The sequence below is a fragment of the Actinoplanes sichuanensis genome (assembly GCF_033097365.1).
Classification (GTDB): domain Bacteria; phylum Actinomycetota; class Actinomycetes; order Mycobacteriales; family Micromonosporaceae; genus Actinoplanes; species Actinoplanes sichuanensis.
In genome coordinates this window covers 5,498,561-5,511,075 of sequence record NZ_AP028461.1, presented here as the reverse complement: position 1 = coordinate 5,511,075, position 12,515 = coordinate 5,498,561, and the positions used below count along the sequence as shown (strand labels likewise).

Sequence of the window (12,515 nt, the reverse complement as noted above, 5' to 3'; positions counted from 1 at the left end):
GTGCATGTCAATGCGCCGATGCGTTCGTTCCCGTCACCCGGCGGGGCGACCCCCGCCGACCGGCTGGACTCTCTACCGGATTCGTGCCCCGGAGGGTGCTTTTCACAGGGCCTTCACAGGCGGTCGCGTGGGATCCCCCTCACAGGGCCGGAACACCTCCGGCCACATCGAGGGGGGAACGGATGACTGACGCGCAGAACCGCCGTCGGCGGTCACGCTGGCCGGTGGTCGGCGTAGCGGCGGGTGCGCTCGTGCTCGCCGGAGGCGGGGTCGGCGTGGCCGAGGCGGCCGCGACGCCACCCGCGCTGAACTTCGTCGCCGCGACCGGCACGGTGACAGCGGAGCGGTACGCCGCCGAAGGGGAGGTGTACGTCTCGCTGGACCTGGGCCTGCACGTGATCGCGGGTAAGGATCCGTTCGAGGTCCGGGCCAAGCGCACCGGCTACGACAAGCCGATCGTGGCGTACCGGACGGTTCGTAAGAACGGGAAGAACACCCAGGTCAAGCTTCCGGCCGGGACGGTGAAGGACTTCACCGGCCTGACCGACTTCACCACGATCACCTTCAAGGACAGGTCCGGGAAGGTCGTCACCAGCTACAAGACGTCCTTCTGCGGGAACTCGTACAGCTCGGCGCGGACCCGGCGGGACGCTCCGGCGACCAACCCGTACCCGACCCGGTGCGGTGGCGAGAACCCGTTCACGCTCGGCTCGGTCTGGGGTGTCCAGGCCGGGTGGAACGCGCAGGTGCCGGACCAGCCCGCCTCGTCGGCGCCGCTGGCCAAGCTGGCCGCCGGGAAGTACACCGCCGAGGCGTCGGTGAACCCGAAGTACCGCAAGGCGTTCGGTATCCCGGCCAAGAACGCCACCGCCAAGATCACGGTCAACGTCGTCGACGTCAAGACCGACGAGTCGGGTCTGGCCGCGGCCCGGTCGGCGGACACCCGGGAGGAGCCGGCCCTGGCGCTGGCCACCACGGCCGCCGGTCACGACCGGCACACCGCCGAGGGCGACGCGAGCCGGCAGGTGTCGGCGTTCCGGCCCGAGTTCCGGGCGGCCGCCAGCCGTCCGGCCACGCTGAAGGCGACCCCGAAGGCCGGCCCCAAGCCGGACCTGCGGTCGCTGCCGGCATGGGGCATCTCGATGTCCCGGGAGAACAACCGGACCTACGTCAACTTCGGCGCCACGGTCTGGAACGCCGGCACGTCGCCCCTGGTGGTGGACGGGTTCCGGCGGACCGGTACCGAGGTGATGGACGCCTACCAGTACTACTTCGACGCCAAGGGCAAGCAGGTCGGCTCGCGGCCCGCCGGCACCATGCAGTGGGACGCGCGGGAGGGCCACATGCACTGGCACTTCACCGACTTCGCGCAGTACAACCTGCTGAAGGCGGACAAGAGGTTCGCGGTGCGCAGTGGCAAGGAGGCGTTCTGCCTCGCCAACACCGACGCCGTCGACTACACCATCAAGAGCGCGAAGTGGCGGCCGGACAACACCGACCTGTCCACCTCGTGCGGCGCCAACACCGTCGTCGCGGTCCGTGAGGTCCTCGACATCGGCAACGGCGACACCTACAGCCAGGACCGTCCGGGCCAGTCGTTCGACGTGACGAATCTGCCCAACGGCACCTACTACATCCAGGTCGTCGCCAACCCGGCGAAGCGGCTGGGCGAGCTGAGCACCGCCAACAACACGGCACTTCGCCGGATCATTCTGGGCGGTACGGCCGCACAGCGGACCCTCCTGGTTCCGAAGGTGTACGGGATCGCCGGCTGATCCAGCCCGGTGGCGGGGGCGTTCCCGCCGGTCGGCGGAGTGGCCGGCCGGCGGGAACGCTCTAGGGTGCTACCGGCATTCTCAACGGGGCAGAGCGGCGGTGCACGTGATCCGGGTGGTGGTCGTCGACGACGAGGCGCTGGTCAGGTCGGGTTTCCGGCTGATCCTGAACGCGGCGCCGGACATCGAGGTCGTCGCGGCGACGAGTGGTGCGGGCGCGTTCGAGGCGATCCGGGAGCACCAGCCCGAGGTGGTCCTGGTCGACATCCGGATGCCCGACGTGGACGGGCTGACCGTCCTCAGCCGGGTCCGTGAGCTGCCCGAACCGCCCGTGGTGGCGATGCTGACCACGTTCGACGCCGACGAGTACGTGCTCAAGGCCCTGCATCTGGGCGCGGCCGGCTTCCTGCTCAAGGACACCGAGCCGGAGCACCTGGCCCAACTGGTGCGCACCCTGGCGATGGGCGGGGTGGTGATGTCGCCGAAGGCGTCCCGGACCCTGCTGCGCAGCCTGCCCCGGACCGACGAGGCCGGCGCCGACCGGGCCGACACCCGCGTCGAACGGCTCACCGACCGGGAACGCGACGTGCTCGTGCTGCTGGCCGAGGGCCTGTCCAACGCCGAGATCGGGGTCCGCCTGCATCTGGGTACCGGCACGGTCAAAGACCACGTCAGCGCGCTGCTCACCAAGCTGCGGGTCTCCGGCCGGGTCCAGGCGGCGCTGCTCGCCCAGCGGGCCGGGCTGCTGGACACCGGGCGATGAAGGTTCGCCTGATCGAGATCGTCCTGATCGCGGCGGCCGCCGCCGACATTTGGGTGGACCTGTGGAGCGATCACCCGGTGGCGATCGGCTCGGCGGTGGTGGCGTGTGCCGCCCTGGCGTTCCGGCGGCGGTTCCCGCTCGCGGTCGTGCTGCTCACCCTGCCCGCCACGCTGCTGGAGGCCGCCCTGGTCGCACCGTGCGTGGCCCTCTACACGCTGGCTGAGCGCTCCCGCAACCGGGTGCTGCTGTCGGTCTGTGTGGTGCTGGCCGCCATCGCGTCGGCCTCGCCGTCACCGCTGGAACCGGACGGCGACCCGATCGGCGACAGTGTCATCTACTTCGTCTACGCCCTGGCCACCGTGGTCCTGCCGGTGCTGCTGGGTCAGCTGGTGCAGACCCGCCACGACCTGTCCCGCCGGCTGGAGGAGATAGAGGAGGTCAAGGAGCACGAGCGGGTGCTGCACGCGCAGGCCATCCTGGCTCAGGAGCGCGCCCAGTTGGCCCGGGAGATGCACGACGTGGTGTCGCATCAGGTGAGCCTGATCGCCGTACAGGCCGGGGCGCTGCAGGTGTCGGCCGGTGACGACGACACCCGGCAGGCGGCCCGCACCATCCGGTCGCTGAGTGTCGGCACCCTCGACGAGCTGCGCACCATGGTCACTCTGCTGCGGGCGTCGGGCGACGACGTCACCCAGCTGACCCCGCAGCCGACCCTGGCCGACCTGTGCACCCTGATCGGCAACAGCGGCATCGACGTCGACCTGACCGGAGACCTCAGCCTCGCCGTCGGCACCCCACGACAGAGGGCCATTTATCGTACGGTCCAGGAGGCGCTCACCAACGTCCGCAAGCATGCTCCCGGCGCCGCCGCGACGGTGGAGCTGTGGCACGACGGCAAGTTCGTCGGGGTGACCGTGACGAACGGCCCGCCGTCGCGCCCGTCGCTCCCGCTGCCCGGCGCCCACCAGGGCCTGATCGGCCTCCAGGAGCGGGCCGACCTGCTCTGCGGCACCCTGGAATCGGGCCCGACCGAGGAGGGCGGCTACCGGGTCCGGATGCGCCTGCCGATCCACACCGACTGACGCAGCCACCCGGTCATCGTGCCGAACGACGGCCCCCCGGCCAGGCACCACAGCGCGATCACCGGGTCGCAGATCGCGCAGCCGAACGACGAGCCGTGGTCGAACGGCAGGATCGGCTCGCCGCGCAGGTGGTGCACGACGTCCCAGGCGGTGTGCAGCAGCCAGCCGAGGCCGATGAACCGCCAGGACGTCAGCCCGCGGTAGGCCACGAGCGCCATGACCGAGGTGAACAGCACCTCGCCCACGCCGAGGCCGCCGCCGCTGAGATAGGCGGCGCCGGCTCCGGCCACCATGATCGCGTTGAACGGCCGTCGGTGCGGCTCCGGGATCAGCGAGCTCAGCAGGACGTAGACGACCCCGATGAGCAGCGGAACAAGAACAGACATACCGACGATCCAAGTACGGTCCACCGGCACCGGACAGTGGCCGTCGAGCCGCACCTCAACGGGTTCTGGCCATCGCTATCGGAGGCGGGGGAGAGCGTCGCGGGCCGAGTGGCTGAGCAGGCGCAGGTCCTCGGCGAAACGGGTGCGGTGGTCGGCCGGGAGCGGCTCGACGAAGTAACGGCGGATGTTCGTCACGTGCACCTGCGCCGCCCGTACCACCGTGGTCTCGCCCTCCGGCGTCAGCCGGACCAACGTGCCGCGCCGGTCGGCCGGGTCGGCCGCGCGTTCCACCAGGCCGGCCGCCTCCATCCGGTCGACCAGGCGGGTGGCGCCGCCGGTGGTCAACACCTGCTCCTGGGCGATCGACCGCATCGACAAGCCGGCGTCGCCGGCCCGGCCGAGGATGAGCAGAACCTCGAACATCAGGTGGCTGATGCCGCACTCCTCCTCGAGCGCCCGGCCGAGAATGTATTCGAGCCGGTTCGCCGCCCCCTGCAATCGGCCGAACGCGAGGACCAGCTCGTGGTTCGCCGCGTCCCCAGCCGTCGTGATCTCTGCCTGCTCGCCCATCGCGCCCCTCCTGTGCCGGGATCATCATGCCGGGCGGTGCCCTCGCCCTGATACACCGACGCCTGGCTAAACCTTTTACGCAACTTCTTGCAGTGATGTTCGGGACAGTTTGCCGCCGTGTTTCGCGGCTCCTGAATTCCATCGAGATGTTTTCATTCATTTCATAACACCAGTTCAGTAGGCCGATTTAATGGGCTGTAACCGTTTCCGGCCGCATTGATCGTGTTCTGCGCCATTGACCCGGCGCTGATGTCGGGCCAGCCTCCTTCGGGTAAGAGCCTGATTGTTCTTGCAATAGGAGCAAGATCTTTCCGAGGAGGATCGAGATGGGACGGCGTCGACGCACGATCGCGCTGCTCACCGCGGCGATGTGCGGGTTCGTTCCGATGGCGGTGCCGACCGGTCCGGTGTCCGCGGCGCCGGTCGCCGCCGACGGCCTGCAGGACGGCCGGCTCTACAGTTCGTTCATCGTCACACCCGAGCCGGGGGCGGCCGCCGCGGTGTCCGGCGTGCGCACCCTCGCCACCGGCGGCGAGACGGTCCGGGCCGATGAACCTCTGGACGCCGCCGGCGCCCGCGCGTTCATGGCCGAGTTGGCCGCCGCGCCCGGCGTCGCCTCGGTCGAACCGGACCTCCCGGTCGCCCGCACCTCCACCCCGGACGACCCGCGCTACGGCGAGCAGTGGCCGCTCTGGCAGGTGTACGGCCAGACCGACAGCGCCTTCCGCGTCGACGAGGCATGGGACACCGGTGCCGACGGCAGCGGTGTGACGGTGGCCGTGCTCGACACCGGCATCCGCCCGCACGCCGACCTCACGCCCAACCTGGTGGCCGGCTACGACTTCATCGCCGACGCCGCGAACACCGCCGACGGTGACGGCCGCGACGGCGACGCCGGTGACCCCGGCGACTGGAACGACGAGGGCGACTGCGGGGCCACCGCGTTCTCGCCGAGCAGCTGGCACGGCACCCACATCGCGGGCATCATCGCCGCGGTCCGGGACAACGGCATCGGCGTCGCCGGGATCGCGCCCAAGGCCCGGATCCAGCCGGTACGGGTCCTGGGCACCTGTGGCGGCCTGGACTCCGACATCGCCGACGCCATCGTCTGGGCCTCCGGTGCGCCGGTCCCCGGTGCGCCGATCAACACCACTCCGGCCCGGGTGATCAACATGAGCCTGGGCGGGTACGGGCCGTGTGGTCCGACCCTGCAGGCGGCCGTCGACAAGGCGATGTCCCGCGGCGCGAGCGTGGTCGTGTCGGCCGGGAACTCCGCCGCCGACGCCGCCGCCTACCACCCGGCCAACTGCGACGGCGTCATCACGGTCGGCGCCACCGGGGACGACGGGTACCTGGCGTCGTACTCCAACTACGGCGACACGGTCGAGGTGGCCGCGCCCGGCGGGTGGGGTTACTGGCGCAACAACGATCCCGCGCACCGGGTGCTGTCGACCGTCGACGCCGGAGCCCGGGAGCCGGCCGGTGACACGTACGCCGTCATGCGCGGCACCAGCCAGGCCGCCGCGCACGTCTCCGGGGCGGTCGCCCTGCTGCTGTCCCGCCGCCCCGGCCTCACCCCGGCCCAGGTGAGTGAGAGCCTGGCGGCCGGGGCGCACCGGCTGCCACTCGGTGGAGGGTGGTACAACAGCCCGTACCCGATCGGCGGTGGCCTGATCGACGTGGCCCGGATGATCTCCGGCAGCGAGTGCCGGGTCTGCGCCGGATCGGCGGCGATCGTCGACCTGACCGTCCCCGCGGACACTCCGGGCCCGGTCCATCTGGCCGGTGACCTGTCGGTTCTCGGCACCGGACGGCCCGACTGGGATCCGGGTGCGGTCAAGGCCATGCGCTACCGGCGCACCTCGTGGGACGGGACCGGTACCCCGGCCTGGCGGATCCAGTTGGCCGGGGTCACGCCGGGAACCACGGTGAACTTCAAACTGACCCTGGGCGGCTGGTCCACCGTGGAGAAGGACCGGGAGTGCGCCGAGACCGCGAACCGGGTCGTCACCCTGCCCGATGAGGGGACCCTGTGGGCGTACGCCACGGTGGAGAACTGGAACGGCACCACCCCCTGCGTCTGAGCGGCCCCTCCGGGCGGGTCCAACGGCCCTCTCGCCGGAGGGTGCATCCGGCGAACACTCGGAGTCGTCGAGAGCAACGCCAGCCCCGGGAGGCCGTGATGATCGTCGATGACAGCGTGCAGCAGCGGCTCCTCCTGGAGGAGTGCGTACGGGCGGCCACCCTCGCCCCGTCCCTGCACAACAGCCAGCCCTGGCGGTTCCGGATCGGTGCCGGCGTCGTCGACGTCCTCGCCGATCCGGGCCGGCGCCTCGACGTGCTGGACCCCGGCGGCCGGGAGCTGATGATCAGTGTCGGGGCGGCCGTGTTCAACCTGCGCCTGCGACTACGGGCCGAGGGCCGGCTGCCCGCACCCGCCTACTTCCCCGACCCGGACCAGCCCGACCTGGTCGCCCGGGTGACCGTCGGCGACACCGTCCCGGCTCCCGGCGACGTGCTCCGCCTGGCCGCCGCGATCGAGCACCGGCACACCAACCGGCAGCCGTTCGCCCGGGCGGTCATCCCGGCCGACATCGTGGAGAGCATGACCGCCGCGGCCGCCGTCGAGCAGGCCACCCTGACCGTGGCCGACCCGGTCAGTCGCAACGCGATCATCGCCCTCTCCCAGGTCGCCGACCGGCGGCTGCGCGCCACCGGCGGATACCGGGCGGAACTGGCCCGCTGGACGACCCATCGGCTACCGCACCGGGACGGGGTCCCGCAGACCGCCGTCGGGCCGTGGGACGCACTGGAGACGATGCCGATCCGCGACTTCGGGCTGCTGCAACCCAGCCCGGCCCGGCCTGCCGAGGCGTTCGAGCCGTACCCGGTGATCATGGTCCTGGCCACCGCGGGCGACGACCATCCGGCCTGGCTCCGGGCCGGGCAGGCGCTGCAGCGCGTGCTGCTCACCGCGACCTGGCACAACCTGGCGACCACCCCGATCAGCCAGCCGGTCGAGATCCCGGCGATCCGGGAACAGCTCAGCGACACCGGTTCCGGCGTGTGGGCGCAGATGGTGCTGCGCGCCGGATACGGCCGCCCGACGGTGTCCACCCCGCGCCGACCGCTGGGTGACGTGATCGACGACTGACTCAGCGGTGCGGTCCGGGTGCCGATAGGTGGTTGGTGAGTTCCACGAGCACCGTCCACCGCATCAGTCTCGACGCACTCCTCCGCGACGGGCTGTTGCACTGCGTCTATCAACCGTTCGTCGACGTGGACAGCGGCGTGGTGCCGGCCTTCGAGGCGCTGCTGCGGGCGCCCGCCGACTCCGGCTGGCAGTCGCCGGTCGAGCTGCTGGACACCGCCCGGGCCACCGGACGGCTCGCCGACCTGGAACGGGCGTCGCTGCGGGCCTCGCTCGCCGACGCCGAGCGACTCTCCCACGGCCGGCCGATGACGCTCTTCGTCAACCTGGAGCCGGACACGCTGACCCGGCGGCGCGACGTCGTCCTGGAGGTGCTCGCCACCCGGCCCGCGCACGTGCAGGTGGTCGTGGAGATCACCGAGCGGGCGCTGGCCGCGGACCTGGCCGGAGTGCTCGCCGGGGCCGAGCAGCTGCGGGCGGCCGGGTGCGCCATCGCCCTGGACGACGTGGGTGTGCACCCGGAGTCGTTGGCCTTCATCCCGCTGCTGCGGCCCGAGGTGGTCAAACTCGACCTGAAACTGCTGCGTACGGTCAAGGACCCGGCGACCGTGGCGGTGGCCGGGGCGGTCCGCGCCTACGCCGAGCAGGCCGGGGCGGAGGTGGTCGCCGAGGGCATCGAGACCCCGGACGACCTGATCCGGGCCCAGGTGCTCGGCGCCACCCTGGGGCAGGGCTGGTTGTGGGGGCGCGGCGACCGGGTCTTCCCGCCGTCGGTGTCCCTGCCCGGACGGTTCGCGGCCCGGCCGATCGGCGCGGCGCTGGCGGCCACCCCGTACCAGCTGATCGGCGCCGGTCGCCGGATCCGGCACGCGCCCAAGCACCTGCTCGTGCCGGTGTCCAAGACGCTGGAGCTGATGGCGCTGGAGGCGAGCGTGCCGCCGGTCGTGCTGGCCGCGTTCGAGGACTTCAGGTTCTTCCGGCCGTCGACGTCCCGACGGTTCACCGAGCTGGCCGCGCGACTGCCGTTCGTCGCCGCGCTCGGAGTCGGCATGCCGCCCGCCCCGGCGCCCGGAGTCCGCGGCGCCGCGCTGAAACCGGACGATCCGCTCGCCCGGGAGTGGACCGTGGTGGTGCTCGGCGCGCACACGTCGGCCGCCCTGATGGCCTTCGACCTGGGCGACACCGGCGCGGACCCGGACCGGCAGTTCGAGTTCGTGGTCACCTACGACCGGGGGCTGGCCACGGCGGCCGCGCACTCCCTGGTGGGGCGACTCACCGCCGGATAGAGCCGTGCAACCGATCCGCACTTCGACCGGGCCGTAATCGCACCTCCCGCTGCGCACAGTCGGAACCGCACTGACGACTGAGCTTGAGGAGCGTACGCCCGGTGAAGAAGCGCAACCGTGGAATCCGTCTCATCGCCGCTGCGGCCCTGACCCTCGGGAGCCTCGCGCCCGTGGCCGCCGCGCCGGGAGCGGCGCAGGCCGCGGTGCCCGGCGTCGCGAAGAACTACGCGAGTCTGATGTACCGGAGCCTGACCGCTGACGCGACGATGGCGAACCTGCGGGCCACGCTCGTCAAACAGCAGGCCGACCTGAAGAAGCGCAGCGCCGACGCGACCAAGGCCCAGAAGGCGAGTGTCGGCGCGCAGAAGAAGCTGGCCACCGTGGCCGCCGGGCACGCCGCGGTGTTCGAGAAGCTCAAGTCGGCCGAGCGTGCGCTCACCGACGCGAAGAACGCGCTGGCCCGGCAGTCGAAGCAGAAGCCCCGCAACAACGCCGCCATCGCCCGGGCCAAGCGGGCGGTGACCGCGGCCACGACCGTGCGCGACGCCCGCCGGACCCGCCTGCACCAGGCCGCCGCCGAGCTGCGCTCGGCGAAGAAGATCGCCGGGGTCACCACCTCGGCGGTGGTCAACTCGCTGGCCTCGGTCGGCCAGACCTCGGCGGCCGTCGAGCAGACCCAGAACCGGATCGCCACGGCCGGCACGGCGGCCGGTTATGCCGCCCAGGCGGCCACGATCAGCCGCAGCGTCGTCGACGAGGTCCGGCCGGTCTTCACCGTCGCCGACACCACCAGCGTGTACGGCACGACGGTGCACAAGAACATCGCGTACGCCTTCAAGCGCCTGATCGACGACGCGAAGGCCGACGGCATCGCGCTGTCCGGCGGCGGTTTCCGTACCAAGGAGCGGCAGATCGAGCTGCGTACGATCAACGGCTGCCCGGACGTCTGGACCGCCCCCGCCTCGTCGTGCCGGGTGCCGACCGCGATCCCGGGCCGCTCGCTGCACGAGATCGGCCTGGCCGTGGACGTCACCTCCGGCGGCAGGACGCTGACCCGCAAGAGCAAGGCGTTCGAGTGGATGACCGCCCACGCCGCCGAATACGGCTTCGTGAACCTCCCGTCGGAGGCGTGGCACTGGAGCATCACCGGCGGATGATTCATAGCCGTTTCTCAGCCTGCCTACAGGTTTGCGCAACTCCGTTCCGGGATACCGCATGTGACGGATTTCCCTAACCCTGAACGTTGCCGTTCCTGCTCGTTAGCCTGAGTGGAGTGAATACCGGAATGCCTGTTCCTGAACGTCGTGTCGTCCGCAGCGTGGCAATCCTGACCACCTGCGGCCTGATAGCCGGTCTCGTGGTCGCCGCGGCGTCCTTCCCGGCGGTCGCGATGTCCGGGCTGGCGGCCAAGGCCGGTGCGGAGGAGTTGGGTGAGCTGCCCCCGGCGCTGGTCGAGCAGTCGTCGCCGCAGGTCTCCCGGGTGTATGCGTCGGACGGCAAGACCCAGATCGCGCTGATGTACGACGAGTTCCGCAGCGACGTGCCGCTGTCACAGATGTCCGAGAACATCCAGGGCGCGATCGTCGCCGCCGAGGACCACAAGTTCTACGAGCACAACGGGGTCGACCTGAAAGGTGTGGCCCGCGCATTCGTGAACAACAACCAGGGCGGCGGCAAGCAGGGCGCCTCCACCCTGACCATGCAATACGTGCGGATGGCTCTCGCCTATTCGACCACTGATCCGCAGGAGGTGGTGAACGCCACCAAGGACACCGCCGAGCGGAAACTGAACGAGATGAAGTATGCGATCCAGGTCGAGAAAGAGCTGTCCAAGCAGCAGATTCTGGAGCGCTATCTGAACATGGCTCCGTTCGGCAACGGCGCCTACGGGGTGAACGCGGCGAGCCAGGTCTACTACGGCAAGAAGCCGGCCGACCTGTCGATCGGCGAGGCCGCGCTGCTGGCCGGCATGGTGAAGGCGCCGACCGCGTTCGACCCGACCACCGAGACCGGCTACCCGCAGGCGGTGGCCCGTCGCGACTACATCATCGACAACATGGTCGACCTCGGGCAGATCACCGCCGCCCAGGGTGCGGAGGCGAAGAAGGAGAAGGTGGCGCGCACCGCGAAGCGGCCCAGCCGGGGCTGCGTGTCGGTCGCCAAGAACCACTGGGGCTTCTTCTGCGACTACTTCTACCGGTGGTGGCTCGAGCAGTCGGCGTTCGGCGAGACGACGTACGACCGGGAGCGCCTCCTGAAGAGCGGTGGATACCGGATCGTCACCACCCTCGACCTCGAGGCGCAGTCCGCGGCGCGTAAGCGGGTCACCGAGCACATCGCCGACACCAGCCAGAACGCGTTGATGCTGGCCGCCGTCGAGCCCGGCACCGGCGAGGTCCGGGCGCTCGCCGCGAACCGCAAGTTCAAGATCGACGACGCCGAGCACCCGCAGAACAAACTGTCGTCGAACCCGGATCAGGCCCGCGAGGGGATCCGCGGCACCTACCCGAACACCACGAACCCGATCATCACCGGCAGCACCGGCGTCCCCGGTTACCAGGCCGGCTCGGTGTTCAAGATGTTCACCATGGTCGCCGCCCTGGAGAAGGGCATGGGCCTGGACACCACCATCTACTCGCCGCAGCGCTACAAGTCCCGCTACCTCGACTCGGCCGCACCGGCCGGATGCGACGGCTACTACTGCCCGAGCAACGCGTCGGCGAGCGAGGCCGGGAACTTCAACATGTGGACCGGGTTCGGGCGGTCGGTGAACACCTACTTCATTCCGCTGCAGGAGCGGGCCGGCGCGGAGAACGTGGTGGCCGTGGCCAAGCGGTTCGGTGTGCAGTTCCGGTCGGCCGACGACGCGACCCGGGCGAATGACCCGGCTCAGGCGCACGAGTGGGGCGCCTTCAGCCTCGGTGTCTCGGCGTCCACGCCGCTGGACATCGCGAACGCCTACGCCACCCTGGCCGCCGACGGCATGTACTGCGCGCCCACCCCGATCCAGCAGATCACCACCGCCGACGGCACCAAGATCGACACCGGGAAGTCGACGTGCACCCGCGCCACCACCAAGGACGTCGCCCGCAAGGCCCTCGACGCGGCTCGCTGCCCGGTCGGCGACCGCGCCCAGCTCGGCAGTTGCGGCGGATCGACCGCTCCGCAGGTCCGCAGCGTGGTCGGACACCCGGTGTTCGGCAAGACCGGCACCACCGACAGCGACAAGACGGCCGCCCTGGTCGTCGGCACCCGCGACCTGGTCGTCGCTGGATACCTGGCCAACCCCGACTGGGCCGCGCACACCGACCGGATGTCACACGGCATCGTGAACCCGGCCGTCTACGAGACTCTCGCCGATTACATGAAGGATCGGCCGGAGGAGGAGTTCCCCACCCCCTAGTACGGCAGCCGCCGTTCGTGAGGTGACCTCGGATCCTGCGGGAACAAGGACGGCCACCGCATGATCGTCTGTGCGTTGTGGACACAACATCAGACCTTG

10 protein-coding genes are annotated in these 12,515 nt (G+C 70.7%); 8 read left to right on the top strand and 2 right to left on the bottom strand.

What is annotated here, in order from left to right:
* The first annotated feature begins 182 nt into the window (after positions 1-182).
* From Q0Z83_RS25315 to Q0Z83_RS25305, 3 genes are all read left to right on the top strand, one after another.
* Positions 183-1,775 carry a lysyl oxidase family protein gene (locus tag Q0Z83_RS25315; RefSeq protein WP_317796480.1) on the top strand — a complete coding sequence of 531 codons (1,593 nt, stop codon included), beginning with the start codon at positions 183-185 and terminating at the stop codon, positions 1,773-1,775.
* A gap of 100 nt (positions 1,776-1,875) precedes the next feature.
* Positions 1,876-2,538 (top strand): response regulator transcription factor, encoded by a 663-nt coding sequence (locus Q0Z83_RS25310; protein WP_317796479.1) that lies wholly within the window; start codon positions 1,876-1,878, stop codon positions 2,536-2,538.
* Complete coding sequence (locus tag Q0Z83_RS25305) at positions 2,535-3,620, top strand: sensor histidine kinase (RefSeq protein WP_317796478.1); 1,086 nt, start codon at positions 2,535-2,537, stop codon at positions 3,618-3,620. Before Q0Z83_RS25310 ends, Q0Z83_RS25305 begins: the two co-directional genes overlap by 4 nt.
* Here Q0Z83_RS25305 and Q0Z83_RS25300 read toward each other — a convergent pair.
* Together Q0Z83_RS25300 and Q0Z83_RS25295 are read right to left on the bottom strand one after the other, a co-directional pair.
* Positions 3,581-4,006, bottom strand: coding sequence for a DUF6010 family protein (locus Q0Z83_RS25300; protein ID WP_317796477.1), 426 nt, complete (start codon positions 4,004-4,006; stop codon positions 3,581-3,583). The genes Q0Z83_RS25305 and Q0Z83_RS25300 overlap by 40 nt on opposite strands.
* A 75-nt stretch (positions 4,007-4,081) precedes the next feature.
* A complete protein-coding gene (locus Q0Z83_RS25295; protein ID WP_317796476.1) occupies positions 4,082-4,576 on the bottom strand; it encodes a MarR family winged helix-turn-helix transcriptional regulator in 495 nt (164 codons plus the stop codon).
* A gap of 326 nt (positions 4,577-4,902) precedes the next feature.
* Between Q0Z83_RS25295 and Q0Z83_RS25290 the strand changes: the two genes are divergently transcribed.
* The 5 genes from Q0Z83_RS25290 (at position 4,903) to Q0Z83_RS25270 (ending at position 12,416) form a co-directional block, all read left to right on the top strand.
* Positions 4,903-6,660, top strand: a complete 1,758-nt coding sequence (locus Q0Z83_RS25290) for a S8 family serine peptidase (RefSeq protein ID WP_317796475.1) — start codon at positions 4,903-4,905, stop codon at positions 6,658-6,660.
* 98 nt (positions 6,661-6,758) lie between these two features.
* Positions 6,759-7,730, top strand: coding sequence for an Acg family FMN-binding oxidoreductase (locus Q0Z83_RS25285; protein WP_317796474.1), 972 nt, complete (start codon positions 6,759-6,761; stop codon positions 7,728-7,730).
* A 35-nt stretch (positions 7,731-7,765) separates the two neighbouring features.
* Positions 7,766-9,013, top strand: a complete 1,248-nt coding sequence (locus Q0Z83_RS25280) for a sensor domain-containing phosphodiesterase (protein ID WP_317796473.1) — start codon at positions 7,766-7,768, stop codon at positions 9,011-9,013.
* Positions 9,014-9,114: 101 nt separating this feature from the next.
* On the top strand, positions 9,115-10,170 hold the full coding sequence (locus tag Q0Z83_RS25275; protein WP_317796472.1) for a D-alanyl-D-alanine carboxypeptidase family protein: 1,056 nt from the start codon (positions 9,115-9,117) through the stop codon (positions 10,168-10,170).
* Between the two features lie 128 nt (positions 10,171-10,298).
* Complete coding sequence (locus Q0Z83_RS25270) at positions 10,299-12,416, top strand: transglycosylase domain-containing protein (RefSeq protein ID WP_317796471.1); 2,118 nt, start codon at positions 10,299-10,301, stop codon at positions 12,414-12,416.
* The last annotated feature ends 99 nt before the right edge of the window (positions 12,417-12,515 follow it).

Excerpts from the sequence above, each read along its gene's own strand:
- Q0Z83_RS25305 (WP_317796478.1), top strand. The coding sequence starts at position 2,535 with ATGAAGGTTCGCCTGATCGAGATCGTCCTGATCGCGGCGGCCGCCGCC.
- Q0Z83_RS25300 (WP_317796477.1), bottom strand. The coding sequence starts at position 4,006 with ATGTCTGTTCTTGTTCCGCTGCTCATCGGGGTCGTCTACGTCCTGCTG.
- Q0Z83_RS25315 (WP_317796480.1), top strand. The coding sequence starts at position 183 with ATGACTGACGCGCAGAACCGCCGTCGGCGGTCACGCTGGCCGGTGGTC.
- Q0Z83_RS25270 (WP_317796471.1), top strand. The coding sequence starts at position 10,299 with ATGCCTGTTCCTGAACGTCGTGTCGTCCGCAGCGTGGCAATCCTGACC.
- Q0Z83_RS25285 (WP_317796474.1), top strand. The coding sequence starts at position 6,759 with ATGATCGTCGATGACAGCGTGCAGCAGCGGCTCCTCCTGGAGGAGTGC.
- Q0Z83_RS25295 (WP_317796476.1), bottom strand. The coding sequence starts at position 4,576 with ATGGGCGAGCAGGCAGAGATCACGACGGCTGGGGACGCGGCGAACCAC.
- Q0Z83_RS25290 (WP_317796475.1), top strand. The coding sequence starts at position 4,903 with ATGGGACGGCGTCGACGCACGATCGCGCTGCTCACCGCGGCGATGTGC.